This window comes from Amycolatopsis sp. NPDC058986 (assembly GCF_042741125.1).
In the GTDB taxonomy this organism is placed as follows: Bacteria; Actinomycetota; Actinomycetes; order Mycobacteriales; family Pseudonocardiaceae; genus Amycolatopsis.
The window spans coordinates 1-23,441 of sequence record NZ_JBHYJW010000033.1; the positions used below are offsets into that span (position 1 = coordinate 1).

Sequence of the window (23,441 nt, forward strand, 5' to 3'; positions counted from 1 at the left end):
TGCCGGCGCTGAGCGCCGGCAAGGAGGCCTTCACGGTCCATCAATCCACAAAGGACACCACAACGCGGGCGGTGCGGGTCAGTCCCTGGTGGCCAGCACCATGCGGACGCTGCCCTCGGCGAAATCCTCGTCCGTGTTCACGCGCACGCGGTAGCCCCGCCCGGAAAGCAACGACGTGACCTGGTCCAGCTGGCCGTCGATGTCGTGCACTTCGACCACGGCCCGGTGGATGCCGGGCCACTGGCCGTCTTCCACTCCGCTCAGGACGTCGAGTTCCGCGCGCTCCACGTCGATCTTCAACAGCGCCACCTCGTCCAGGCGGCGTTCGGTCAGCTCGCGCCCCAGCGTGGTCACCGGCACCGTGACCCGCTCGGGGTTGGCCCGGAACGTCGGCCAGAACTCCGAGCGCATGTCGTCGGGCACGTTCCGGTGGTTCAGCGCCGACTCCATGTTCCGCACGTCGTCGGCGTCGTCCACGAAGAGCGTCGACATCGTCGTGTGCCCCGGGTAGTAGGTGAGTTCCGCGGTGCCGGGCCGGGCACCGACCGCGGTCTGCGCGACGGCCATCGTGGGCAGGTGGCGCGCCCGGTTGATCTCGAGACACGCGAACGAACGAGGCGCGGGCTCGAACCCGACGATCTCGACCCCCGGCACCAGTTCGGTGAACAACAGGGCGGTGAGGCCGATGTGGGCGCCGACGTCGACGATCAGGTCACCGGGGCCGAGGCCGGCGACGGCCTCGGTGTACAACGCGCTGGTGCGGATCTGTTCCCAGACGATCTCGGTTTCGAACGCGGCATCGCAGGCGATCCTGCGTCCCCCGCCGATCTCGATCTCGCTGAACTCATTTACCGAGTTGGTTGTCATGCCTCACCTCGCTGTCTTCACGGCCACTATCGGTACGGTCTTCGTCGACGCCATCGAGTGCGTAGCGCGGTGCGTAGCGCTCGATGACGCGGTTCAGGTAACGCTCGCCGCCGAGTTCCGCGGCGAGGCCGGGCAGTCGCCGCCGCAGCTTCGCGATCGACACCAGGGTCGGCCCGCGGGCGTCGTGGACGACCTGCCGGGCGACCTTCGTCCGCAGCCTGCGCTCGATCTGGTCCACAATGGACTCGATGGGATACGGGGTACCGCTGGCGACGTTGACGATCTCGCGGTTCACCCCGGCGTCGAGCAGGCCGACCAGCGAAGCGCGGACGTCACTGACGTCGATGAGATCCCGGTACGCCCCGGCGTGCACCCGGACGACTCCGGTCCGGAGCTGGCCGACCAGGTTGGGCAGCAGATGCCACGGGGGCTGGTCCCCGCCCACCACATGGCTCAGCCGCAGTACCAGCCAATCCCGCAGGGACGTCGAGACCATCAGTTCGAGTTCGCGCTTGTGCCTGCCGTAATGCGCCGCCGGCACGATCGCCGCGTCCTCGGTGGCCGGTTCGGAGGTCGACCCGTACATCGCGTACGAGGCCGTGGACAGGAAGACCAGCAGCCTGCCCTCCTCCTGGCAGCGGGTGACGACCCGGCGGACCAGCTCCTTCTCCCGTGCGAACTCGTCGGGGGAAACCGACCGGCTTTTCGACACGCCGGCCGCGAGCACGGTCACCCCGGCGAAGCGCGCCGTCGCCGGGCCGAGGTTCCGTGCGATGAACCCGTTTCCGACTATGTTCATCACGCGGCTTTCGTCGAAGCGCGCACGAGCCGCTCCAGCTCGGCGACGACGGCGCTCGGCGGCGGCGCCGACTCGATCTCGTGCCGCAGCCGCCGCGCCCCGGCGGTGAACCCCGGGTCCTCCAGCACCGACGCGAAAGCCTGCCGGAGACCGTCGATGTCGGCCTGGCGTTCGCGGCTGCCGATCGAGAGCCCGGCGCCCGCCTCCTCGATCCGCCTGCCGTAGTCGAACTGGTCGAACCACTGCGGCAGAACGACCTGGGGCAGGCCGAAGGAGGTCGCGGTGAGCCCGACACCGCCACCCCCGAGCAGGACCACGAGATCGCAGCCGCCCAGGAAGAGGTTGAGCGGAAGCTGTTCCACCACCCGGAAACTCGCGGGCAGCGGTCCCACCCGCTCGCGGTCCGCCGCGGTGAGGGCGACCGTCGTCTCCACGTCGGGAATCCCGTCGAGGGCCGCCACGGCGCGCAGGACCGGTGCCGGTCCGCAGGTCGGCACGAGCGTCCTGCCAGGGCAGAGGCAAACCCGTTTGCGCCCCGCGCCGGTCAGCGCCCACTGCGGGAACACACCCGGCCCGTTGAAGGGGAGGTACCGCATCGGGATGCCGGGAACGGCGCTCTCGTGCTGGAGGCTCGGCGGGCACGGGTCGATGATGAACTCGGGATCCGGCAGCTCCGGCAGGCCGAGTTCCGCGCACAACGGGCCGAGCTGCCGTCGTGCCCGCTCGCGGAACGCCTCCCCGGTGGGGTCGACCCCCCATCGGTGCGTCACGGTCGGGACGCCGAGCACCCCGCCGAGGGGACGCGCGATGATCGCGGTGTGGTCGGCGAGGACGAGGTCCGGGCGCCAGGCCTCGGCGAACCGGCGATAGTCGGCGAGGTGGTCGATGGCGTAGGTCGACTGCATGTCCGCGATCAGCTCCATGAGCACGCGGCTGCGGTCGGCGTCTTCCCGTTCGGCCCACTCCGGGGCGGGGAAGGTGTCTTCGGGGACGGTCTGCGCGGCACCCTCGAACCGCTTCGCCGAGCCGAGCTCGATGAAGCCGAGTCCGGCGCTCAGCGTTGTCTCTTCGATGTCCGCCGGACCGGCGACGAGCAGCTCGTGACCGGCCGAGCGCAGCGCCCAGCACAGGGGTACCAGCGCGAGGAGGTGGGTCGCGGCCATTGCCGGGGGAATTACCAGCACTCGCACAAGAAGTTCTCCTTCGTGCCTCGCGGACAGGGCGGACGAGGTCACAGGACTCGTCCGGATCAGCCTCACGGGTGCGCCTAGCACGGACCTCGATTCGGGCCGGAGGCGAGCGCCCGCGGACGGCCCTCGTCCGTCCACATAGGACTGATCCGGCCCCTGGCGGCCCGGACGTGCTTCAGCCGCGCCCGAGGTCCGTTCCACCGGAGTGGGCTGGACTCGACGTGGACCGGCCGCGGCGTACCACCGCGCGGCGCATCCCGACGTGACACCCGAGGAGAACGGCAATGGTCCAGATGTCGCCGCAACCACTACCGTTGAACCGGCGCAGCCCGCTGGAGCCGCCTGCCGGCTATTCCCGGCTGCGCGCCGAAGCCCCCGTCTGCCCGCTGGCACTTCCGGACGGCAACACCGGCTGGCTGGTGAGCCGGTTCGAAGAGGTGTCGGCCGCGCTGGTCCATCCCGCGGTGAGCGCCCGGCGGAAGTTCCAGACCAATGTCTCGTCGGTGACGCTCACCGCCGAGGAATGGGTGGCGTCCGGCTTCGGCGAGGCCTTCATCGGCATGGACCCGCCCGAGCACACCCGCTACCGGCGGCTGCTGACCGGGCAGTTCACCGTGCGCAGGCTCAAGGCGCTCGAGCCGCGGATCGAACGGATCGTGGACGAGCACCTCGACGCCTTCGTGGCCGCCGGGCCGCCGGGCGATCTGGTGGCCGGGTTCGCGACGCCCGTGCCCTCGCTGGTGATGTCCGAGCTGCTGGGCATGTCCGCGGAGGACAGCAAGCGCTTCCAGGAGCACGCGGACGTGATGCAGCGGTTCGAGCGGACCCACGACGAGCTGCTCACCGCGATGACCGGCATGGGCACCTGCATGCGCGAGCTGGTGCGGGACAAGCGCGCGCATCCGGACGACGGGCTGATCAGCGCTCTCGTCGAAGCCGAGCCCGAGGACGGCGTGGCGCTGACCGACGAGGAACTGGTGGGAATCGGCAACCTGCTGATGATCGCCGGTTACGCGACCACCTCCAACATGATCGGCATGGGCGTGCTCGCGCTGCTGACACATCGGCCGCAGTGGGAGCTGCTGCGCGAACGTCCCGAACTCGTCGAGCGTGGTGTCGAGGAGATCCTGCGCTATCTCTCGGTCGCCCCGTTCGGCCTGCCGCGCACGGCGAAGACGGACTTCGAGCTCGGCGGGCAGCAGATCCGGGCGGGCGACCCGCTCGTCCTGTCGATCGAGTCCGCCAACCGGGACGCCGACCGGTTCGACGACCCGGACGTGCTGGACGTGGCGCGGGAACCGCGGCGGCACGTCGGTTTCGCCTACGGCGTACACCAGTGCCTCGGTCAGCAACTGGCCCGGCTCGAACTGCGGATCGCCTTCGGCAGGTTGCTCCAGCGCCTGCCAGGGCTCCGGCTGGCCGTTCCGGCCGGCGAGGTTCCGATGCGCGACGACATGCAGATCTACGGACCCCACAAGCTCCCCGTCACCTGGTAGCCGGGAATCGCAGGAAGGATCCCACCATCATGACCGCACTGAACGATCACCGGACCCCGGTACTGATCGTCGGGGGTGGGGTGACGGGACTGTCGATGGCGTTGTTCCTTGCCCGGCAGGGCCTGCGCCCGACCTTGGTCGAACGGCACCCGACGACGGCGATCATGCCACAGGCACGCGCGTTCAACCCCCGGACGCTGGAGATCTACCGGGCCTACGGCCTGGAAGCCGAGATCCGGCAGCGCGTGTCGATCCTCGCCGACATGCCGGACATGATCGGGGCGGCGACGCTGGCCGGCGCGGAGCGCTTCCACCTCACCGCCGACCAGCAGCCGCCCGCCGGACTGAGCCCCACGGACTGGGCGATGATCGACCAGGACGAACTGGAACTCCTGTTGCGCGCCCACGCCGAAGCGGCGGGCGCGGACGTGCGGTTCGCCACCAGCCTGACGTCCTTCGACGAACACGGCGAAGGCGTCGTCGCCACCGTCCGGGAGTCCGGTACCGGGAACGAATACCGCGTGCGGGCCGACTATCTCGTGGCCGCGGACGGCCATCGCGCCGGGATCCGGCATCGGCTCGGGATCGGCGTGGACGGCCCCGGGGTGCTGCACCGGGCCGCGCACTTCCTCTTCGACGCCGACCTCACCGAGGTCCTGCGTGGCCGCCGGTTCCACCTGGCCTACTTCGACGAGCCGGTACCCGGCACCGTCCTGGTGCCGCTACGGCAGTGGGGACGGTGGATGCTCGGTGTGCCCTACGCGTCGAGCGACGAACGCCCCGAGGACTACACCGAGCAGCGCTGCGCCGAACTCGTCCGGCTCGCGACCGGGGTCCCGGACCTCGACCTCGAACTCGTTCCGCCCGTGCCGGGCCGCGTCGACAAGATCACCCACCTCGGCATCGGCGGCTGGGTCGCGCACCGGTATCGAGCGGGCCGGGTCTTCATCATCGGCGACGCCGCGCACGTGGTGCCCCCGGCGGGTTCCTATGGAGCCAACACCGGGATCGCCGACGCCCATAACCTGGCTTGGAAACTCCTCGCCGTCATCAACGGCCACGCCGGTCCCGCGCTGCTGGACAGCTACGAGACGGAACGGCGCCCCGTCGCGACGGCGACGCTCGACCACGCGCTCGCCCTGCTGCGGGCCCGCCAGGTCGGCGCGGCGGCCGAACTCGACACCGTCGACGACATCACCATGATCTTCGGCTACCGCTACGCCTCCTCCGCCGTCCACACCGAACCCTCCACGCCGGACGGTCCCACGCAGGACCCCACCACGTGCACCGGCGAGCCGGGTCTGCGCGCCCCGCACGTTTGGTTGCAGCGCAACGGAACGAAGCTGTCGACCATCGATCTGTACGACGGGGCGTGGTGTGTCCTCGCCGGGCCGGGCGGTACCGCCTGGCGTGCCGCGGCCGAGGCCGCCGCGGCCCGGCTCGGCGTCCCCCTCACCGTCCACCAGCTCGGCACCGACCTGCACGACGCGGACGGCCGGTTCCTGGAGGCCCACGGCATCGGCGGCGCCGGTGTCACCGTCGTCCGCCCCGACGGCTTCGTCGCCTGGCGCAGTGCCGACCTCCCCGCCGATCCCCGCGAGACGCTCACCGGCGCGCTGGCCGGGCTGCTCCGGTCCCCGCTCCCCCGGTGACCGTTCGCCACGAAACGACCGGTCCGGGCGGGCCTCGCGGGCGCTCCCGGACCGGCCGTCACTCAGATAGCTGGTTGACAGGGCGATACCGGATGAGAATCGTTGACCCGGGGGAAGGACGGACGAGGGTATAGCGTCGCCTCCCCATGCCAGCCGTGGTCGGCGCTGCCCACCCGCGTCCCGCTCGCCGACACATCCGCCAGGGCATGGAGGAAGCGCATGGCCGCACGAAGACCGGGCCGGGTGGTCACCCCGCCCCCACGCCGATCACGAAAGGCGTGGTCACGAAGCTGTCCGCGACGCCGTTCCTCGTCCGCCGGGCACCCGGCGTGACGGCGAAGAACCGGCCAAGCCTGCCAGCCATGATCGTTTTGTCGGATATCGTCCCGAAAGAGCCGCTTTCCACGCACAAGCGTTTCCACGCCGAGCCGAGCCACCGCGCCACCGCCCCTGCCGGGACACCGATTCTCCGTCATCGCGCCGGGCCACGAGTTCCCGAGTCCCCGCCGCCGGAAGAGCAAGGGCCGTCGTGGCGACGGCGACCGCATTCGGCATCGGCCCGCGAACCTCCCGCGGCGACGCCGGAGCCGGCGACCTCGAATACCGATTAATCGCCCGGCGGGTCTCCTCGCCCGCCCGACGCGGGCACCGGAGATTATTCCCCGCCCACGCCCGGTATTGACGTTTTCGCCGGTATCCGCACACCTTGACAGTCCCGACCATGATCTCTATATTCAGCAATAAAGATCATTATCGAATAAACCTCGATCCGGTTTGTTCGCACATTCTTGTTTTGCCCTGGGGGATCGAATTGGCAGACGAGCATGCCCTGCACACGAATAAACTGCAATTCAGACTACTAGGGCCGATGAGAGTTTCCCTCGGCGGCAGGGACGTCACCCCCAGCGCGCCGAAACTTCGCGAGGTCCTCGCCTTGTTGGTACTGCGGGAAAATCGGCTGGTGTCCACCGGGGATTTGTCGGAGGAGCTGTGGGCGGCCACACCGCCGCCCAGCGCGTCCGTGACGTTGCAGACCTACATCCACCGGTTGCGCAAACTGCTGTTCCCGGCGGGCGCGTCGCTCCCGGCGGGGCCGTCGCTGCACACCGGCTGGCGTGGCTACCGGCTGGAGATCGGCACCGAGTGCGTGGACACCAGCCAGTTCGAAAGCCTGGCCGCCCGCGGCGCGATCGCGCTGGACGCGGACAAGCCATGGGAGGCCGCGGAGTTACTGCGTGGCGCGCTCACGCTGTGGCGGGGTGCCGCCATGGGCGATGTCGAGATGGGCAACCTGCTGACCGCGCACGCGGCACGCCTCGAGGAGGGGCGGGTGGGCGCGCTGGAGGCACGCATCGAGGCGGATCTGCAGCTGGGCAGGCACCGCGGGGTGATCAGCGAGCTGCGCGAGCTGGTCATCAAGCTGCCCCTGCACGAAGGCTTCCACCGCCAGCTCATGATGGCGCTCTACCGCGGTCACCGCCGTGACGAGGCGCTCAGCCTCTACCGGACGTTTCGCGACCGGCTGGTCGACGAGCTCGCCCTCGACCCCTCGCCGGCGCTGCAACAGCTGCACCGGTCGCTCCTGACCGGAGCGCTGGAGGACGATCCGGTTCCCGACGTGCCCGCCGACCGTCTCACGGCCACGACACCCGCCCAGCTGCCGTACGACATCTCCGACTTCGTCGGCCGCGACCGGCCGCTCGCGTCGGTGGTCCGCCGGCTGGCATCCGGGGACGGCACCGCGGGCGCGTTGCGGATGGCGCTGGTGACCGGAATACCGGGAGTCGGCAAGACGGCGTTCGCCATCCGGGTGGCCCAGGCGTTGCGCCCGACGTTCTCGGGAGGCCAGTTCTACACCACGCTCGGCGGGTCCACCGGACACCCCGTCGACGCGGCCGTGGTGCTGGGCAAGTTCCTGCGCGCCGCCGGGTTCGCCGAGGGCAGGATACCGGCGGACCTCGAGGATCGGGCGGCGCTGTTCCGCAGCTGGAGCGCGGACCGGGACGTCCTGGTGGTGCTCGACGACGCGGTTTCCGAGGCTCAGGTGGAACCGTTGCTCCCGGCCGGGCCGCGGTGCGCCGTCGTGGTGACAGCAGATCGGGGGCTGCAGGGCCTGGCGGGGGCGCACCTGGTGGCGTTGGCGCCACTGCCCTTCGACGAGGGGCTCGAGCTGCTGGCGACCCTGATCGGCCGGGACCGGCTGGCGGCCGAACGCGCCGAAGCGGCGCGGCTGGTCGAGCTGTGCGGCGGCCTGCCGCTGGCCATCCGGTGCGTCGGCGCGCGGCTGCGCGCCGCATCCGGCTGGCCGGTGGCCAATATGCGGCGGCATCTGGAATCGAGCGACCGGCCCTTGGATCTGTTGCAGTTCAACGGCTTGAACGTGCGAGCCAGGCTCGCGAACGCGTACCGGTCCATCCCGGCGCAACTCCAGCGCGCCTTTCGCCTGCTCTCGATGTTCGAGGACGGTTCGTTCACCGCCGCCGCCGTGGCACACCAGCTGCACTGCTCCGCGAAACAGGCGGACAAGCTGTTGGCGCACCTTGTCGGACACGGCCTGCTGGGCATCAGCGCCGCACCCGACGGCGTCGCTCATTTCCAGCTCCATCCGGTGAACCGCTGGTACGCGGCGGAGCTGCTGCGGGAAGAAGCCGGGCACGCCGAGCCGAGCCCACTCGGCGCGCCCGGCTAGTGTCCCCCGCCGGAAATTGGTCACACATCTCGACGGCCCAGCTTCCCGCTGGCGGCGTTGCCGGTCCGCCCGAGTACGATCCAGTACGAGGGCGAACCGGCGCCTTGCCGGCAGAAACCTGGATCCGCCGATATACGCAACGGATTTCCGGCGGGGGACACTGACTCACCAGGCCGAGGCGTCCACCTCGGTCAGCAACCGGGGCGCGGCCAGCCGCGGCAGGACACCCTGCTGCGGAAGCTGATCCTCCGCGTGCAGTTGCCTGCCGATCCTGCGCACCGCGCGGGGAAACCGGAACTCCGTCTCACCCGTCGCCGTCACCAGCAGGGACAGGTCCACCAGTTCGTCGAGTACCGCCTCGGCGTCCTCGTGGCTCACCGTGAGCTCGGCCGCGGCCGTCCACGTGCCGACCTCCGGTCCATCCAAAGTGGACAGCCGGCGGAAGGCCGACCGGGCGGCCGCGGAACCGAGGCCGTCGGAACGCAGCACGCCCGCCCGCAGACCGAGTGGATCGTCGCGGATCTCGGCGGGCGCGTCCGAGCCCGTTTCGAGCCACTCCAGCATCCGTGCCACCGACCAGCGCGGGCGCCGCTTCATCCGCGTGGCCGTGCTCTGCAGCGCGGCGGGCAGCCCGTCGTGCAGGTTGACCAGCCGCCGCAGGTCACACGGATCGACGTCCGTCCGGTCACCACCCATGGCGTTGGTGAGCAGCTGGACGCTCTCGGCCGTGGTCAGCGGCCGGGGACGCACCGTCGCGGTCACGGCGCCGGACACCAGCCGCCTGCGGCTCACGGCGAGCACCGCGCAGTCGCGGCTGGACGGGATGAGCTGCTCGAGTACGGTGTCGCCGGGCACGTCGTCCAGTACGACGAGCACCCGCCGCTCGGCGGTCCAGGTCCGGAACAGCTTCGCCCGGTCCTCGGCCGAGTCCGGGATCTGCTCCGCGACCATCCCCGTGGCGTGCAGGAATCCGCCCAGCACCTCCCCCGGGTCGATCGGCTCCCCGCCGGGAGTCAGCAGCCGCGCGTGGAACTGGCCGTCCGGGTACTGCTCCCGCAGCAGGTGACCGGCTCGCACGCACAGGGCCGATTTCCCGCTGCCGGGCAGCCCCTCGATGGCGACGACCGCCGGACCCCCGAAGCGGCGGGTCGCGCCCATCGCGGTCGTGATCGCCCGCAGCTCGTCTTCCCTGCCGACGAGCGGTTCCGCCTCCGGCGGCAGCTGCCGGGGTGGTTCCGCCGTGGCCTGGCGCCGCACCTCGACCGCTTCCGTTTCCCGCCAGTCGAGACTCCCGTCCGCGGTGAGCACTCCGTGGTGCAGCCGCTGCAGCTCCTGCGACGGGTCCAGCCCCAGCTCCGTGGCCAGCGTCCGCCGCGTGCGGTCGTACACCTTGAGCGCCTCGGACCGGCGGCCGGAACGGTACAGCGCGAGCATCAGCTTGGCCTGGAACCCTTCGTGGGTGGGCATCTGCGCCGAGAGCAGGGTGAGCTCGTCGAGCGCGGCGTGATGCCTGCCGAGGACCAGGGTCGCGTCGACCCGGTGTTCCAGCGCGCGAACCCGCATCTCCTCCAGGTGGACCACCTTGGCGTGCAGCACCATGCCCGGGTTCACGTCCACCAGCGCGGGCCCGCGCCACAGTCCGATGGCCTGGTTCAACGTGGTCAGCGCGGCTTCGGCGGAACCGGCTTCGAGCTCGTTCCTCCCCCGTGTCGCCAGCCGTTCGAACTGGCCGATGTCCAGCGCGTCGGAATCCAGCGCCAGCAGGTACCCGCTGGGCAGTGTGTGCAGTGCCGGACAGCGGGCCTCACGGTGTGCCGCGCCCGCCCGGTGGGAGGCGTCCAGCCACAACCGCTTGCGAAGCTGGTAGACGTAGGTTTGCAGGGTGGTGGTGACACTGGGCGGCGGATTGCCCTCCCACAGCTCCTCGATCAACTGCCCGGTATGCACCATGTCGTTCGCGTTGAGTGCGAGCAGGCTCAGCACCTGCCGCAGCTTCAAGGCGGAAGGAGTGGCCAGCACCCCGTCCCGCAGCACCTCGATCGGACCTAACAGATTGATACGCACCGACCGCACGCTCCGCTCCTCTCTCGGTAACGATGTGCATGGCGTGGTACGGATCGTGGCGAGTCGCTGGTCAAGTGCGGCGCGCACAGCCCGAACTTGTTTGAGGACCCCCAGTCGTCCACGATTCGACCTTCCCACGGATTCACTAGCAATCGTGCTGACGGCTCGCTTGATCCGACCTTGATCCAATGCGTGATGAATTTTTTTCCCGCGGTCGTCCACCCGGTCCTGACCGGGACCAGTTCCGGACAACCGGAGAACACACGGCCGTTCGCGGGGATTCGAGTCCGAATTGTCCGGACTCGAATCCGTCGGATTCCGAAATAGCGGCCATCGCGCAGTGCCCCGGCGACCGGGAACAGCCGCCATCGCGCGGCAGGGCGAACCCGTCCGAGGCGGTCCACGAGGAGTCCACATAGGATTCCGCGGAAGGTCTGCGAACCGCACCGTGCGGCCGGGGTGTGTTGTTCACGGGCGTGTCGTGAGGGCAGGGGCTTCGCGCGACGGCAACGCCTGTCGCGAACGCTCCGTTCGCGACGATCAACGTCCCGGACGGAGCGTTCGCGACAAGGGCGGAGTGGCCGGGCCGCCTCGCCGAGGCGTTTTCCGGGCCGGCACGGCGCGCCGAACACGCCCGCGATGAAGCCGGGCGGGACGTGGTGGGATAGATGTAGAGGGTGACCAGACAACGATCACGCTCGGCTGTCGGGGACAGCGTGTGGGCGCGCCTGCGGCGCCGGTACCGGTGGCTCGACCATCTGGTGCGGGCCATCGAGCACTACGTCGACTACAACGGCTATCACTACGTGGCCTCGATCTCGTACTTCACGCTGACCTCGCTGGTACCCATGCTGATGGTCGGGATGTCCGTGGCCGGGTTCGTGCTCGCCGGGCAGCCGGAGCTGGTGGAGACGATGTTGCGCTCGATCGCGCGAGCGGTGCCGGGGCCGTTCGGCGACAACCTGATCGCACTGCTCACCGGCTTCATCGACCAGCGCACCAAGGTCGGCCTCGCCGGTCTCGCCATCGGGCTCTACTCGGGCTGGAACTGGATGAACGCGCTGCGGGACGCGCTCACCGCGATGTGGGACAAGCATCCGCCGCGCCAGCCCCTGCTGCGCACGATCGGCAAGGACCTGCTCGCCCTGCTGAGCCTGACCGCGGCGCTGATGGTGTCGTTCGCGCTGACCGCCTCCGGTGGCGCGCTCGGCGCCTTCCTGCTGCGCCTCAGCCCGCTCGCGCACGTCGGGTGGGCGCACACCGTGGTCTCGGTGCTGTCCATCCCGGTCGCGCTGCTCGCCGACTGGCTCGTCTTCCTGTGGGTGTTCGCGAAGTTGCCGAGGGAACCGGTCGGCGTGCGCAGCGCGATGCGCGGCGCGCTCGTCGCGGCGATCGGGTTCGAACTGCTGAAGCAGGCGGGCGGGCTCTTCATCGGCCTCGTCGGCAAGTCGCCGACGGGGCTCGCGTTCGGCTCGGCGATCGGCATCCTGTTCTTCATCGCGCTGGTGTCGAGGATGGTGGTGGTGATCACGGCGTGGACCGCGACCGCGCACGACGCGCCGGTGAGGAAACCGGCGCCGCCCGGGCCCGCGGTGGTCCGGCCGGTGGTCACCCCGCGCCGGGCGTCACTGGCCTCGGCGGCGACCGGGATGATCACCGGTGTGGTGGCGACGCTCGCGGTGCTCCGGCTGCGTCGCAGGCCCTGACCAGGCGCCGCGTCGCGGGACGTGCGCGGGAACGGGCGCTCCTGCCAGGATGGGTTCCACGAGTGGCAGGGCCGCTGGAGCGGGGGTTGTCGTGGCGACGGTGCTGATCTGTGTGTTGCCCGCCAAGGGACACGTCGGGCCGACGCTGCCCGCCGCCGAGGCACTGGTCCGTGCCGGGCACACGGTGCGGGTGCTGACCGGGCGGCGCTACCTCGGCGACTTCACCGCGGTGGGTGCCACGGCGGCGCCGCTTCCCGAGGAGTCGGACTTCGGCGACGGGTACTTCCCCGAGCGCGAAGGGCTGCGGGGCATACGCCTGGCGAGGTTCGACCTCACCACGTTCGTGACCAGGATGGGCCCGCAGCTGGCGGCGATCGACGAGGTGCTGGCGGCGCATCCGATCGACGTCGTCCTCTGCGACCCGCTCCTCATGGCGGGCCTGCCGCTCACGATGCGCCGCCACCGTCCGCCGGTACTGGTGCTGGGATTTCTCCCGCTGACGGTGCCGCTTCCCGGCCTGGCGCCGCCGCGGACCTTCGCCGACCGCGTGCGCGCCCTGGCGACCAGGGCGATGATGCCCCTGGTGCTGCGGCCGGTGCAGGCGACCGCGGAACGGGAGGTGCGGGCGCTGACCGGCAGGGCGCCGGAGGTGCTGTTCCTCGACTGGCCGCTGGGCAGCGACGGGATCCTGCAGATGACCTGCCGTGGATTCGAGGTACCGCAAGGAGAACAGCCGATGCCTGTCGAGTTCGTCGGGCCGCTGTCGGCCAGTGACGCCGGCAGGCACCGGCTCCCGCCGTGGTGGTCCGATGTGGACGGTGGCGCCCCGGTGGTGCTGGTGACCCAGGGATCGGTGGCCAACACCGACCTCGGGGACCTGGTCGTGCCCACGCTGAAAGCCCTGGCCGATCGGGACGTGCTGGTCGTCGTCTCCACCGGGGGCGCCGAGCTGCCGGAAGACCGGTTGCCGGCCAACGCCCGTGCCGCGCGGTCACTTCCCTATGACGACCTGCTTCCCCGTTGTGCGCTGATGGTCACCAACGGCGGATACGGCGGCGTGAACCACGCGCTGCGCCACGGGGTACCGCTGGTGTGCGTCGGCGCGACGGAGGACAAATCCGCGGTGGTGGCGCGGGTGCGCTGGTCGGGCGCGGGCGTCGGCTTGACGCGGCGACGCGTGTCCGCGCGCACCGTGGGAAAAGCCATCGAGCGTGTGCTGGGCGATCCGCGCTATCGAGCACGGGCGCGGGCACTCGCGGAGGAGATCGCCGCCTGTCCTGGCACAGCGGGAGTCGTGGCCGCGGTCGAGCGGGTAACCGGACAGCGCGGCGAGTGACCCCCGTCGCGCCTCAGTCGGCGGGCAACAAGGTCCCGAGCGGGCCGAGATCGAGGTTGAGGTCGGCGGCGGAAAGCCCGTACCGTTCGCGCAGTTCGGTCATGCGTTCGTCCAGGAGCAGCAGCGTCAGGCCGACCCGTTCCTCCTGGTCCTCGCTGAGATCGCCCTCGTCCACGCGGCGCAGCGCCTGTCGTTCCATCAGCTGGCGCAGCAGCTCGACGATGGTCAGCACCAGTTTCATCAGGTCCCGCTCGACGCTGTCCCGGTCGGTGTCGATCCGCTCGGTGAGGGTGTGCGAAGCCCGGCTCAGCGCCGCCGTAACGCGCTCGGTGTCCGGTGGTTCAGACATCCGGCACACTCCTTTCCGGCACCACGTCGGGAAACGGCCGGCCCGCCCGGACCGAGGTGATCAACGCGCGCAACGACACGTGCACCAGATCCACCCCGGCGATGGACAGCAGCACGTCCCCGGTGAGCACGACGCCACCGGCCAGCAACCGGTCCAGGAGGTCGACGAGCGCGATCTCCCTGCCGGCCACGGGATCGCGGACGTCCCCGAATCCCGTCGTCTCGACACTCACGACGCGGTGTCCTCGGTTTCGCCGAGGTCGGGCAGCGCGAACGAGTAGGGCACCCAGGGCCCGGTCAGCTCGACCCGGCACTCCCGTGCCGCGGCGCGCAGCTCGTCCGCCTTCGCCAGGAACGACTCGACGCCGGCATCGCCGACGAGGTAGGCGATGTTCAGCACGTTCTGCTCGCCGCCTCCGCTCAGTCGCGTGCTTTGCGGCCGATGTGCCCGGCGGTCCACCGCGAGCGCACCCAGCGCCCGGTCCACCTCGGCCGCGGTCGCTTCGGCACGGGCCCACCCGGCGTCCCTCGATCGCCGTTCGGCCAGCCGTTTGCGCAGGTACGAGCGCCCCGGCGGGTCCGCCGAACCGGACGGAGCCACCGGCTGCTCGACGGCTCGTGCGGCGCTTTCCGTGTAGACCTTGACGCCCCATTCCGACCGGCCCTCGACGCGGTCCAGTGCGGCGCCGATCCGCTCCGCACCGGTCCTGAGCACGTCGTGGATCCGTTGCCGGTCAAGGTAGATCGTGGCCAGCCGGAACGGCAGCGTGGTCGCCCGTCGCGCCGCCTCGGCCACCACGTCGTTGTGCCTGCGGGCGACCTCTTCGAGCCAGCCGAGGTTCTCCAGGTTCGCCCGCAGCGCCGCTTCGCCGAACTCGGCGGCGGGCACCGGGCTGACCACCGCGCTGAGTCCCGCACAGTCCACAGTGTCCACTTCGGCGTCCGAGTCCACTGTGGAATCCCGAAGGCCCGGCAGGCCCTCGAAGGCGCCGGGCGGGAGCTGTCTGGTGACCGCGTAGCAGTACCAGACCCGCGCCCCGGCGCTCATTTCCGCTCGCTCCCTTCGAGCCGCGCGACCTTCTCCCGCAGTTCGCGGTTCTCCGACTCCAGCTTCCCGGTCGCGGACGCCGACGTCAGTGACGGATCGTGCTCCCACCAGTCGATCCCCATTTCCTTCGCCTTGTCGACCGAGGCGACCAGCAGCCGCAGCTTGATCGTCAGCAGCTCGATGTCCAGCAGGTTCACCTGGATGTCGCCCGCGATCACGATGCCCTTGTCCAGCACGCGTTCCAGGATGTCGGCCAGGTTGGCTCCGGAGGAGCCGCCGCCGTACACCGGCGGGCGGCTGCCCGCCGAGCGGTTCACCGGGAGGTCCGGTTCGGTCACGAGTGCACCTGCCTTTCCACACGGGGCGGCGGCTCGGCCGGATCAGCGGGCACCCGCGGGCTCCCGCTCTTCGTCCTCGACGTCCTCCTCGTCGTAATCTTCGTCGCCCTCGGCGGGCTCCTCTTCTTCGTCCTCGACGTCCTCCTCGGGCTCTTCGGCTTCCTCCGGCTCTTCGGCTTCCTCATCGTCCGGAGTCTCGTCGTCGTACTCCTCGGGCTCCTCCTGCTCGGCTTCCTCGGCCTCCATCGCCTCTTCGTGCGTGTGGACGACCTCGCCGTCCCGGATCTCGCCACGCCAGCCCTCGCCGGAGGCCTCCCCCGCCATCGTGATGAAACGGCGGTAGTGCTTGAGATCGAGCCTCGCCCGCCTGCCCTGTGCACGCCAGAGGTTCGCGGTCTTCTCGAACAGCCCGGCCGGGTAGTACTCGATCAGCAGCAGGACCTTCGTCAGGTTCTCGCCGAGTGCGTGGAAGGTCACGACGCCCTTGATGGTGCCCTTGGCCCCGTCGGTGGTCCAGACGATGCGCTGGTCCGGGATCTGCTCGGTGGTGGTCGCCTTCATCGAGCGGTTGGACCAGAAGATCTTGAACTTCCAGTTGCTCGTCACATCGTCGGCTCGCTCGGCGCTCTTGACGCCCTTGGCGAAGGTGCTGAACTTCTGGTACTCGGTCCACTGGTCGTACGCTTCGCGAAGCGGCACTCCGACGTCGATGTCCTCGACGATGGCGATCATCTTGCCGCCGGAGCCACTCTTTCCCCTGCCCCTCTTGAAAAGCCCGGTGATCTTGTCCTTTATGGACTTCCCGGCGGTCTCGAACCCCGCCCGCGTCATCGATTTGCCCTCGGCCAGCTTGCCGCCGAAACCGAGTGCGGTACCGATTCCCTCACCGTTCTCCGCGGCCTCGGAAAGCCGCGTGGTCATCTCACCGAGCTTCCGGCCGGCGTTCGACATCAGCTGCTGCGCCTTCGCCTGCAGGAAGTCCTCCCCCGCGTGCAACAGTTCCTCGGTCGCCGGATTCTTCGCCGCGTACTCACGCAGCTTCGTGATCGGGCCACTCTGCTCTTCGTTGCCGGCCACGGGTCACCTCCGCTTCGCCTGCGAGCCGCCGGAACCACTGCGGCTGCTGGTTTTCCGGGCTCCGCCGCCCTTGGCCGCGGCGCTTTTCGTCCCGGTGCTCTTGCGCGCGGAGGACGGGCTCTTCGCCGTCCCGGCGCGCTTCGCCGCAGTGGCACGGGAACCGGTGGTCCGCTTGACGGCCGAGGTGGCCGCCTTCGCCGGACCCGACCGGCCGGCACGACGAGGCTTCCCGGCGTCCGTCTCCTCCTCCGATTCCGGGGTTTCCTCGTCGGTGTCCTCCTGGCTGTCCTCGTCGTCACCGAGGCCGATGCCGGACTGCAGCGCGTTCAGCCTGTCGGTGTGCTGCCGCAGCGATCCGGCCATCCGGCCCGCCTGGGCGGCCGCCATGGTGACCGCCATCTTCTTGCCCGCGTCCAGCACCTGCTCGCGAACCTGTCCCTTCAGCTCGGCGAACTGCTCGGAGGAGCCGAGTTCCCCGGTCACGTCGGCGAGCAGTTTCCGCGGGCTCAGGTTCAGTTTCTTCCCGGCGAGTCCCAGTCCCATGGCGATCGCCAGCTTGGCCTTTTTCCTTCTGCCCAGGATGTATCCGCCGATGACCGCGGCGGCCACCTTCATTCCCGGAGACATGCGGCTCTCCTTTCGGTTCATGTCGTGTTGTCGATCGGCCCCCCACCGAGGTCTTCGAGTTCGTCGAGGAGTTCGTCCTCCCTGCGGTCGAATTCCTCTTCGGTGATCTCCCCCGCGAGCAGCGCGTTCTCCCACCCGGCCAGCTCCTGGCCGATGCGCGCGCGACGCTCGGCGAGCGCCGCGTCGGCGACCACACCGACGCTCCAGGCCGCCACCCGGAGCGGCGCGAGCGGCAACAACGCGATCTCCCGGAACAGCCCCACTTCAGTCCCGGTTCCCACCCGCGAAGCTGTAGGGCGGCAACGGTCCCCTCAACCGGACCTCCGCCACCTGGTCGAGCGTTCGCCTGAGGTGGTCGACGACCGAGGTGAAGTCGTCGAGCTCGTCTCGATCGACCAGGAACGAGCTGTTGAAGAAACAGCCGTCGACCTGCGGCCCGCTGCTCTCCCGCACCGCGTGCTCGCCGAGCATCGCGCTGAGGGCCTCGCTGTCGCGTCGTTGCCGCTCGGTCAGCGCGCCGGCCACCAGTTCACCGAACCGGATCTGTTCGTCCCTCGTCCCGCCGCCGCGCCCGCGCAGCTGCTCGTTCAGCCCGGCGAGTTCCCTGTCCTGCCGGAGCAGCGCGCCGAGCACCGCGTCCTGCTGGTGCGCGACCTTCACGTTCATCTCCACCCGTCCGTCCAATTCGGACAGTACGGCGCGGTAGTCGTCCTTGCGTGCGGCGACCGCGCCCGCGACCGCCTGCTCGTCCTGGGCGACGAGGCCGAACCGCATCGGCAGCACCGGGCCCTGCTCGATCAACGCCGCCAGCACATCCTGGTGTGCCTTGAGGTCCCGTCGTTTCGCCCGCAGGTCCGGCGGCGCGTCGCCGACCACGGCCTTGAGGCCGTCCGCGTCGACGGTCCGCACCGGGCCCGGTGTCTCGCCGACCCCGCGCAGCTCCGCCACGCCGGCCGGGTGGGAGTCGAGGACGATTCCGTAGACGTAGGTACTCATTCCGCACTCCCGCTACTGCGCCGGGTGCTGCGTGTCTTCGGCCGCTGCGCGGGTTGCTTCTCCCGCTCGTCGTCGCCGCTCGACTTCTTGAACTGCTCGGCGAACGTCTCCGCCGCGCCGGTCAGCGCCCCCTTCGACTTGCCCTTGGCGCCCTTCTCGGTCATGTCGCCGACAAGGTCGGGAAGTCCCTTCGCACTGGAGGACTGCTGCAGATCCAGCCGGTTGCAGGCCTCGGCGAACCGCAGGTAGGTGTCCACGCTGGCGACCACGATCCGCGCGTCGATGGTGAGCAGTTCGATGCCGACCAGCGAGACGCGGACGAAGACGTCGATCACCAGCCCCTTGTCCAGGATGAGATCGAGGATGTCGTACAGGTTTCCGGACCCGGCGCCACCGGCGCCTTGCTGCCGTCCGGAAGACTGGGTTGTCGCTACCGTCATGGGACCCGTTCCTCTCCTAGGCGTCCAGCCTGCCGCGGGCGTAACGGGCCACCCGTTCGTAGCCCGCGAGTTCGCCGTCCGGCCCCAGCCGGACCTGATAGGTCGCCAGCACGCTGGTGGTATCGGGGATCCGTTCCAGCTCGACGACCTCGACGTTCAGCTGCCATCCGTCGCCGTCCCGGCCGAACGACGACACCGATTCGACCGACCGCCCGGTGAGTTCCTCGAACTGATCCCTGGCCCCCCGCATCAGTTCGGCCGGCGAGGGACGCTTTCGCGTGCCATCCGTGCTTCTGGTTGGTTTGTGGTCGCTCTCGGCCATGGCGCCCGGCTACCCGTTCGAGTGAAGCCAAAACTCCGCGATCCCGGCTTCTCAGCGGCTTCCAGCACCTCGGCACGTCGAAAACCGTTGCGCGACAAGCACATTGCGGACCCGGAAGACGGATTCCGGCCGGCTGGTTCCGATCGCGGCGCGTAGGCCGTTCAGTCCACCACCGGCACCCGGCAGGGCGAAGGTCACCTGCCGCGCGCCTTGACCTTGACACTGTGACAAGGTCTTCACTGTGGGCAGGAGGTGGTACCCATGAACACGACACACCGGAATCCCCAGGACCCGCGCCTGCTCGGCGCGCTGGGCGCCGACAACTCGTCGACGCGTCTCGAGGCCGCGCTGGCCGCGGGCACGCAGGCCGACCCCGGCCTCGCCGACGCGCTCGTGGCGCGGTGCGCTGTCGAGCCCGACTTCTTCGTGCGCGACATGCTCACCTGGGCATTGACCCGGCTCCCGGCCGAGATCACGGTGCCCCGGCTCGTCTCGGAGCTGCGTGCCGAGCGCGCTCAGGCCCGCAGCCAGGCACTGCACACGCTCTCCAAGATCGGGGACCGGAGCGCGTGGCCCGCGATCACACGGTCGTTGCTGCGCGACGCGGACGACGATGTCGCACGGAGCGCGTGGCGTGCTGCCGTGGTCCTCGTCCCGCCCGACGAGCGGCACGAGCTGGCCACCGAGCTGGCCACCCAGCTCGGCCGCGGCGACCGGACCGTGCGGCTGAGCCTCAGCCGGGCACTCGTCGCGCTCGGCGAGGTGATCACCCCGGTTCTGCACGCGGGCCTGGCGAGCAAGGACCCGGCGGTGCGAGCGCATGCCCGCGCCACGGAGCGGCTGCTGCGCGACCCGGACGCCGGTTTCGATCTCGCCCTCGACGAAGCGAAACGGGTCGTCGCGCTCGGCCCGGAGCGCGTCAGGGACACGGCGTGCTGATCGGCGAGGTCGCCCGCCGCTCCGGGGTGAGCACCCGGATGCTCAGGCACTACGACTCGCTCGGGCTGGTCCGGCCGACGGGCCGCACCGTGGGTGGCTACCGCGAGTACTCCGCGGCGGACATCCGCCGGATCTTCCACGTGGAGGGCCTGCGGTCGCTCGGCATGTCGCTGCGCCAGATCGGACGAGCGCTGGAGGATCCCGCCTTCACGCCGTCCGCTCTGGTCGGCGACCTCATCCGGCGGACCGAAGACCGGCTCAAGCGGGAACAGGAGCTGCTCGAACGGCTCCGCACGATCGACGCCTCGGCGCCCTTCGGCTGGGAGGGCGCCCTGCGCGTCGTCGAGCTCCTGCACGGGCTCAACTCGCCCAGTGCCGCACGCCGGCAGCAGGCCGTCCTGTCCCCAGCCGAAGACGTACCGGTGCCGGCCGAGCTGCTGGCCAAGGCGGTCCTCACCGAGTCGGATCCCAACGTCGCCGGTGCCCTGCGGTGGGCCCTCGCGCGGGCGGGCGGTGACGGGGTGGCAAGCGTGGCCTCCGGCGTGCGTTCGGAGAACGCCGACATCCGGCGGCGCGCGGTACTGGCGATCGCCGAACTGCCCGGGGACGAGGCGACCGCGGTGCTCGCGGACGCGCTCGGCGACCCGGACAGGACCGTGCGCGGGCACGCCGCCCTGGCGGCGGGCAAACGTGGCGAGACCGCGGCCGTGCCGACGCTCGTCGACATGGTGGTCGAGGGCACGAACGACGTCGAGGCCGCCGAGGTGCTGGGCACACTGTCACTGGACTCCGCGTGCGCGGAGCGGATCATGAGCGCGCTCGTCGGCGAACTCGCCGCGCACACCGAGGACTCCGCGGTCCGGATACGCCTGACGCAGGCACTCGCCGAGCTGCCGGTGAGCGGAGCGCGGGACGTCCTGCGGCAGCTGACCCACGACGACGACCGGGCCGTCGCCCTCATCGCCTCGGCCCTCCTGGGCGTGCTCGACGAAAAGTAGCGCGGTGGGTCGTGGTACGAAAGCGACCGTGACCGATGCGGCCGATCGAGTGGTGGACGTCTACCGGCGTCATGCCTCGGCATGGGCAGCCGCGCGCGGCGCGAAGCCGCGAGAAAGCGGATGGCTCCTGCGGTTCGCGAGCATGCTCGGGCGTGCCGGCACGGTGCTCGACATCGGCTGCGGATCGGGCGAGCCCATCGCCCGCTCCCTCACCGGTCTGGGGCATCGCGTCACCGGCGTCGACAGCTCACCGGAGATGATCGCCCTGTTCCGGTCGAATCTGCCCGGCGCCGCCGCCGAGGTGGCCGATATGCGCTCGCTGAACCTGGGCCTCGGGTTCGGCGGCCTCATCGCCTGGGACAGCTTCTTCCATCTGACACCTCGCGAGCAGCGCCTGATGTTTCCCGTCTTTCGCGAGCACGCCGAGCCCGGCGCGCCGCTTCTCTTCACCAGCGGGGCCGCCTTCGGAGAGAGCATCGGCACCTTCGAAGGGGAGCCGCTCTATCACGCGAGCCTCGATCCCGACGAGTATCGTCGCCTGCTCGCCCACGCGGGTTTCGACGTCGTGGCCCACGTCGCCGCGGGCCCGGATTGCGGCGGGCACACGGTTTGGCTGGCGCGCTGCCGGTAACCACTTCCTTCGCGATATGTCCACAAAGGACGGGACGCGCCCGCAAGCGCTTACCCGGATCCACGAACACGGACGTCCATGATGGTCCATTCGTCCCAACGCCGTCCCAGCCGGACAGGTTACTCGCGGGTAAACGTCGACGCGCTCAAAACACTGCTCTATAACTTGTTCTAAATCCCTCAACGGCGAGGACTGTCAAATGAGCGACAAACCCGTGTGGAGACCCACTTCTGACACCATATCCCGTCGCCTCTTCCTAGCAGGAACCAGTTCCATCCTGGCCGGAGCCGCTCTCGGCGGCCGCGCCGCCGCCGCGCCGGTGTCCACCACCGGCCTGCCCAGCGGGGCACACGTTTCCGCGCTGGTGATCGGCAGCGGCTACGGCGGTTCGGTCGCCGCGCTGCGGCTCGCGCAGGCCGGCGTCGACGTCGCCATGATCGAGATGGGCATGGCATGGGACACCCCCAGCGCGGACGGCAGGATCTTCGCCAACACCACCAGCCCGGACCAGCGATCGTTCTGGTTGCGTACCAGGACGAAGCAACCGCTTTCCAACTTCCTCGGGTTCCCGCTCGACAAGGACATCCCGCGCTACACCGGAATCCTCGACGCGGAGGAGTTCGGCGGGATCATCGTCTATCAGGGCCGGGGCGTCGGCGGCGGGTCGCTCGTCAACGGCGGTATGGCCGTCACGCCGAAACGGGAGAACTTCGGCGCGATCCTCCCGTCGGTGAACGCGGACGAGATGTACGACGTCTACTACCCGCGCGCCAACGAGGGCCTCGGCGTCGGCACCGTCCGCCCGGCCTGGTTCGACACCACCGACTGCTACCAATACGCCCGCGTCGGCCGCAAACAGGCGCAGCGGTCCGGTTTCCCGTTCGTGTTCGTGCCCGACGTGTACGACTGGAACTACATGGAGCAGGAAGCGGCGGGCACCGTGCCGAAGTCCGCGCTCGCCGGGGAAATCCTGTACGGCAACAACTACGGCAAGAAATCCCTGCAGAAGACCTATCTTCCGCGGATCGCGGCGACCGGCAGGGTCAGCGTCTCGCCGCTGCACCGCGTGACGTCGGTGGCACCCGCCTCGGGCGGCGGCTACACGGTCGCGATCGAACAGCTCACCACCGACGGAACGGTGTCCACCACGAAGACGGTGACCGCGGACAAGGTGTTCTTCGCCGCGGGCAGCGTCGGGACGAGCAAGCTGCTGGTGAAGCTCAAGGCCACCGGCGCGCTGCCGAACCTGAACGGCGAGGTCGGAAAGAGCTGGGGTGACAACGGGAACGTCATGTGCGGGCGCGCCAACCACCTCTGGGACCCGACCGGCAGTCTCCAGGCGTCCATTCCCTGCGGCGGCATCGACAACTGGGCCGCGGGCGGCGCGTTCGCCGAAGTCGCCCCGCTGCCGACCGGGATCGAGACGTGGGCGTCGTTCTACCTGTCCATCACGAAGAACCCGAACCGCGCGCAGTTCAGCTGGAACCCGTCGACGCAACGCGTGGACCTGAACTGGCAGACCGCGTGGAAGCAGCCGTCGATCGACATGGCGAAGTCCATTTTCGACAGGATCAACGCGACGGAGGGGACGATCTACCGGACCGATCTCTTCGGCGCGTACAAGATCTGGGGCGACCACCTCACCTACCACCCGCTCGGCGGCGCGGTGCTGAACAAGGCGACCGACAACTACGGCAGGCTCGCCGGGTATCCGGGCCTCTACGTCATCGACGGCGCCCTGATCCCGGGCAACACCAGCGTCAATCCCTTCGTCACCATCACGGCGCTGGCAGAACGCAACATCGAGAAGATCGTCGCGACGGACTTCTGATGGTCCGTGAAGGCCTCCTTCACAGCGCTCAACGCCGTGAAGGAGGC

General features: G+C 69.9%; 23 protein-coding genes. 9 read left to right on the forward strand and 14 right to left on the reverse strand.

The annotated features are described in order from the left end of the window. Positions 1–78: 78 nt before the first annotated feature. Genes ACFW0G_RS26590 through ACFW0G_RS26600 form a run of 3 tightly spaced genes read right to left on the reverse strand, consistent with a single transcriptional unit; the run spans position 79 to position 2,856 of the window. Positions 79–867 (reverse strand): FkbM family methyltransferase, encoded by a 789-nt coding sequence (locus ACFW0G_RS26590; RefSeq protein WP_378328115.1) that lies wholly within the window; start codon positions 865–867, stop codon positions 79–81. Next, positions 845–1,666 carry an NAD-dependent epimerase/dehydratase family protein gene (locus ACFW0G_RS26595; RefSeq protein ID WP_378328116.1) on the reverse strand — a complete coding sequence of 274 codons (822 nt, stop codon included), beginning with the start codon at positions 1,664–1,666 and terminating at the stop codon, positions 845–847. Before ACFW0G_RS26595 ends, ACFW0G_RS26590 begins: the two co-directional genes overlap by 23 nt. Beyond that, positions 1,666–2,856 (reverse strand): nucleotide disphospho-sugar-binding domain-containing protein, encoded by a 1,191-nt coding sequence (locus ACFW0G_RS26600; protein WP_378328117.1) that lies wholly within the window; start codon positions 2,854–2,856, stop codon positions 1,666–1,668. Before ACFW0G_RS26600 ends, ACFW0G_RS26595 begins: the two co-directional genes overlap by 1 nt. Positions 2,857–3,140: 284 nt before the next feature. On the opposite strand from ACFW0G_RS26600, the gene ACFW0G_RS26605 reads away from it, so the two are divergent. The 3 genes from ACFW0G_RS26605 to ACFW0G_RS26615 all read left to right on the forward strand — a co-directional run bounded on the left by ACFW0G_RS26605 (position 3,141) and on the right by ACFW0G_RS26615 (position 8,693). Continuing rightward, positions 3,141–4,352: a cytochrome P450 gene (locus tag ACFW0G_RS26605; RefSeq protein ID WP_378328118.1), complete on the forward strand. Its 1,212-nt coding sequence runs from the start codon at positions 3,141–3,143 to the stop codon at positions 4,350–4,352. Between the two features lie 29 nt (positions 4,353–4,381). Further along, positions 4,382–6,004, forward strand: coding sequence for an FAD-dependent oxidoreductase (locus ACFW0G_RS26610; protein ID WP_378328119.1), 1,623 nt, complete (start codon positions 4,382–4,384; stop codon positions 6,002–6,004). A gap of 868 nt (positions 6,005–6,872) precedes the next feature. Beyond that, a complete protein-coding gene (locus ACFW0G_RS26615; protein WP_378328120.1) occupies positions 6,873–8,693 on the forward strand; it encodes a BTAD domain-containing putative transcriptional regulator in 1,821 nt (606 codons plus the stop codon). A 165-nt stretch (positions 8,694–8,858) separates the two neighbouring features. Here the strand turns inward: ACFW0G_RS26615 and ACFW0G_RS26620 are convergent, their stop codons facing one another. Next, the gene (locus ACFW0G_RS26620) at positions 8,859–10,766 is read right to left on the reverse strand and encodes a BTAD domain-containing putative transcriptional regulator (RefSeq protein WP_378328121.1); all 1,908 of its coding nucleotides are present in this window, start codon (positions 10,764–10,766) and stop codon (positions 8,859–8,861) included. A 668-nt stretch (positions 10,767–11,434) separates the two neighbouring features. Between ACFW0G_RS26620 and ACFW0G_RS26625 the strand changes: the two genes are divergently transcribed. Continuing rightward, positions 11,435–12,463 (forward strand): YhjD/YihY/BrkB family envelope integrity protein, encoded by a 1,029-nt coding sequence (locus ACFW0G_RS26625; RefSeq protein WP_378328122.1) that lies wholly within the window; start codon positions 11,435–11,437, stop codon positions 12,461–12,463. 91 nt (positions 12,464–12,554) lie between these two features. Beyond that, positions 12,555–13,799, forward strand: coding sequence for a glycosyltransferase (locus ACFW0G_RS26630; RefSeq protein ID WP_378328123.1), 1,245 nt, complete (start codon positions 12,555–12,557; stop codon positions 13,797–13,799). A 13-nt stretch (positions 13,800–13,812) separates the two neighbouring features. On the opposite strand, the gene ACFW0G_RS26635 is transcribed toward ACFW0G_RS26630, so the two are convergent. From ACFW0G_RS26635 to ACFW0G_RS26680, 10 genes are read right to left on the reverse strand one after another with little or no spacing between them, the layout of a single operon-like run. Then, positions 13,813–14,148 (reverse strand): gas vesicle protein K, encoded by a 336-nt coding sequence (locus tag ACFW0G_RS26635; protein WP_378328124.1) that lies wholly within the window; start codon positions 14,146–14,148, stop codon positions 13,813–13,815. Further along, a complete protein-coding gene (locus ACFW0G_RS26640) occupies positions 14,141–14,380 on the reverse strand; it encodes a gas vesicle protein (RefSeq protein WP_378328125.1) in 240 nt (79 codons plus the stop codon). The genes ACFW0G_RS26635 and ACFW0G_RS26640 overlap by 8 nt, the downstream gene beginning before the upstream one ends. Beyond that, on the reverse strand, positions 14,377–15,195 hold the full coding sequence (locus ACFW0G_RS26645) for a GvpL/GvpF family gas vesicle protein (protein ID WP_378328126.1): 819 nt from the start codon (positions 15,193–15,195) through the stop codon (positions 14,377–14,379). The genes ACFW0G_RS26640 and ACFW0G_RS26645 overlap by 4 nt, the downstream gene beginning before the upstream one ends. Beyond that, positions 15,192–15,533, reverse strand: a complete 342-nt coding sequence (locus ACFW0G_RS26650; protein ID WP_378328127.1) for a gas vesicle protein — start codon at positions 15,531–15,533, stop codon at positions 15,192–15,194. The genes ACFW0G_RS26645 and ACFW0G_RS26650 overlap by 4 nt, the downstream gene beginning before the upstream one ends. A 42-nt stretch (positions 15,534–15,575) precedes the next feature. Then, the gene (locus ACFW0G_RS26655; RefSeq protein WP_378328128.1) at positions 15,576–16,610 is read right to left on the reverse strand and encodes an SRPBCC family protein; all 1,035 of its coding nucleotides are present in this window, start codon (positions 16,608–16,610) and stop codon (positions 15,576–15,578) included. A gap of 3 nt (positions 16,611–16,613) precedes the next feature. After that, positions 16,614–17,237 (reverse strand): hypothetical protein, encoded by a 624-nt coding sequence (locus ACFW0G_RS26660; RefSeq protein WP_378328129.1) that lies wholly within the window; start codon positions 17,235–17,237, stop codon positions 16,614–16,616. Positions 17,238–17,254: 17 nt separating this feature from the next. Then, complete coding sequence (locus ACFW0G_RS26665) at positions 17,255–17,518, reverse strand: gas vesicle protein GvpG (RefSeq protein ID WP_378328130.1); 264 nt, start codon at positions 17,516–17,518, stop codon at positions 17,255–17,257. After that, a complete protein-coding gene (locus ACFW0G_RS26670; RefSeq protein ID WP_378328131.1) occupies positions 17,502–18,233 on the reverse strand; it encodes a GvpL/GvpF family gas vesicle protein in 732 nt (243 codons plus the stop codon). The genes ACFW0G_RS26665 and ACFW0G_RS26670 overlap by 17 nt, the downstream gene beginning before the upstream one ends. After that, positions 18,230–18,673 (reverse strand): gas vesicle structural protein GvpA, encoded by a 444-nt coding sequence (locus tag ACFW0G_RS26675; RefSeq protein WP_378328132.1) that lies wholly within the window; start codon positions 18,671–18,673, stop codon positions 18,230–18,232. The genes ACFW0G_RS26670 and ACFW0G_RS26675 overlap by 4 nt, the downstream gene beginning before the upstream one ends. Before the next feature lie 16 nt (positions 18,674–18,689). Continuing rightward, positions 18,690–18,995 carry a gas vesicle protein gene (locus ACFW0G_RS26680; protein ID WP_378328133.1) on the reverse strand — a complete coding sequence of 102 codons (306 nt, stop codon included), beginning with the start codon at positions 18,993–18,995 and terminating at the stop codon, positions 18,690–18,692. A 261-nt stretch (positions 18,996–19,256) separates the two neighbouring features. Here ACFW0G_RS26680 and ACFW0G_RS26685 point away from each other — a divergent pair, with 261 nt between their 5' ends. The 4 genes from ACFW0G_RS26685 to ACFW0G_RS26700 all read left to right on the forward strand — a co-directional run bounded on the left by ACFW0G_RS26685 (position 19,257) and on the right by ACFW0G_RS26700 (position 23,394). Further along, a complete protein-coding gene (locus ACFW0G_RS26685) occupies positions 19,257–19,934 on the forward strand; it encodes a HEAT repeat domain-containing protein (protein WP_378328134.1) in 678 nt (225 codons plus the stop codon). Then, entirely contained in the window at positions 19,928–20,932 is a 1,005-nt protein-coding gene (locus ACFW0G_RS26690) for a HEAT repeat domain-containing protein (RefSeq protein ID WP_378328135.1), read from the forward strand. Before ACFW0G_RS26685 ends, ACFW0G_RS26690 begins: the two co-directional genes overlap by 7 nt. A gap of 28 nt (positions 20,933–20,960) precedes the next feature. After that, positions 20,961–21,563 carry a class I SAM-dependent methyltransferase gene (locus ACFW0G_RS26695; protein WP_378328136.1) on the forward strand — a complete coding sequence of 201 codons (603 nt, stop codon included), beginning with the start codon at positions 20,961–20,963 and terminating at the stop codon, positions 21,561–21,563. A gap of 277 nt (positions 21,564–21,840) precedes the next feature. Further along, positions 21,841–23,394 carry a GMC oxidoreductase gene (locus ACFW0G_RS26700; protein WP_378328211.1) on the forward strand — a complete coding sequence of 518 codons (1,554 nt, stop codon included), beginning with the start codon at positions 21,841–21,843 and terminating at the stop codon, positions 23,392–23,394. The last annotated feature ends 47 nt before the right edge of the window (positions 23,395–23,441 follow it).

Bases quoted from the DNA above. Each gene is read 5' to 3' on its own strand.
- ACFW0G_RS26590 (WP_378328115.1), bottom strand. From the start codon at position 867: ATGACAACCAACTCGGTAAATGAGTTCAGCGAGATCGAGATCGGCGGG.
- ACFW0G_RS26595 (WP_378328116.1), bottom strand. From the start codon at position 1,666: ATGAACATAGTCGGAAACGGGTTCATCGCACGGAACCTCGGCCCGGCG.
- ACFW0G_RS26605 (WP_378328118.1), top strand. From the start codon at position 3,141: ATGGTCCAGATGTCGCCGCAACCACTACCGTTGAACCGGCGCAGCCCG.
- ACFW0G_RS26610 (WP_378328119.1), top strand. From the start codon at position 4,382: ATGACCGCACTGAACGATCACCGGACCCCGGTACTGATCGTCGGGGGT.
- ACFW0G_RS26615 (WP_378328120.1), top strand. From the start codon at position 6,873: ATGAGAGTTTCCCTCGGCGGCAGGGACGTCACCCCCAGCGCGCCGAAA.
- ACFW0G_RS26635 (WP_378328124.1), bottom strand. From the start codon at position 14,148: ATGTCTGAACCACCGGACACCGAGCGCGTTACGGCGGCGCTGAGCCGG.
- ACFW0G_RS26645 (WP_378328126.1), bottom strand. From the start codon at position 15,195: ATGAGCGCCGGGGCGCGGGTCTGGTACTGCTACGCGGTCACCAGACAG.
- ACFW0G_RS26660 (WP_378328129.1), bottom strand. From the start codon at position 17,237: ATGTCTCCGGGAATGAAGGTGGCCGCCGCGGTCATCGGCGGATACATC.
- ACFW0G_RS26670 (WP_378328131.1), bottom strand. From the start codon at position 18,233: ATGAGTACCTACGTCTACGGAATCGTCCTCGACTCCCACCCGGCCGGC.
- ACFW0G_RS26675 (WP_378328132.1), bottom strand. From the start codon at position 18,673: ATGACGGTAGCGACAACCCAGTCTTCCGGACGGCAGCAAGGCGCCGGT.
- ACFW0G_RS26680 (WP_378328133.1), bottom strand. From the start codon at position 18,995: ATGGCCGAGAGCGACCACAAACCAACCAGAAGCACGGATGGCACGCGA.
- ACFW0G_RS26685 (WP_378328134.1), top strand. From the start codon at position 19,257: ATGAACACGACACACCGGAATCCCCAGGACCCGCGCCTGCTCGGCGCG.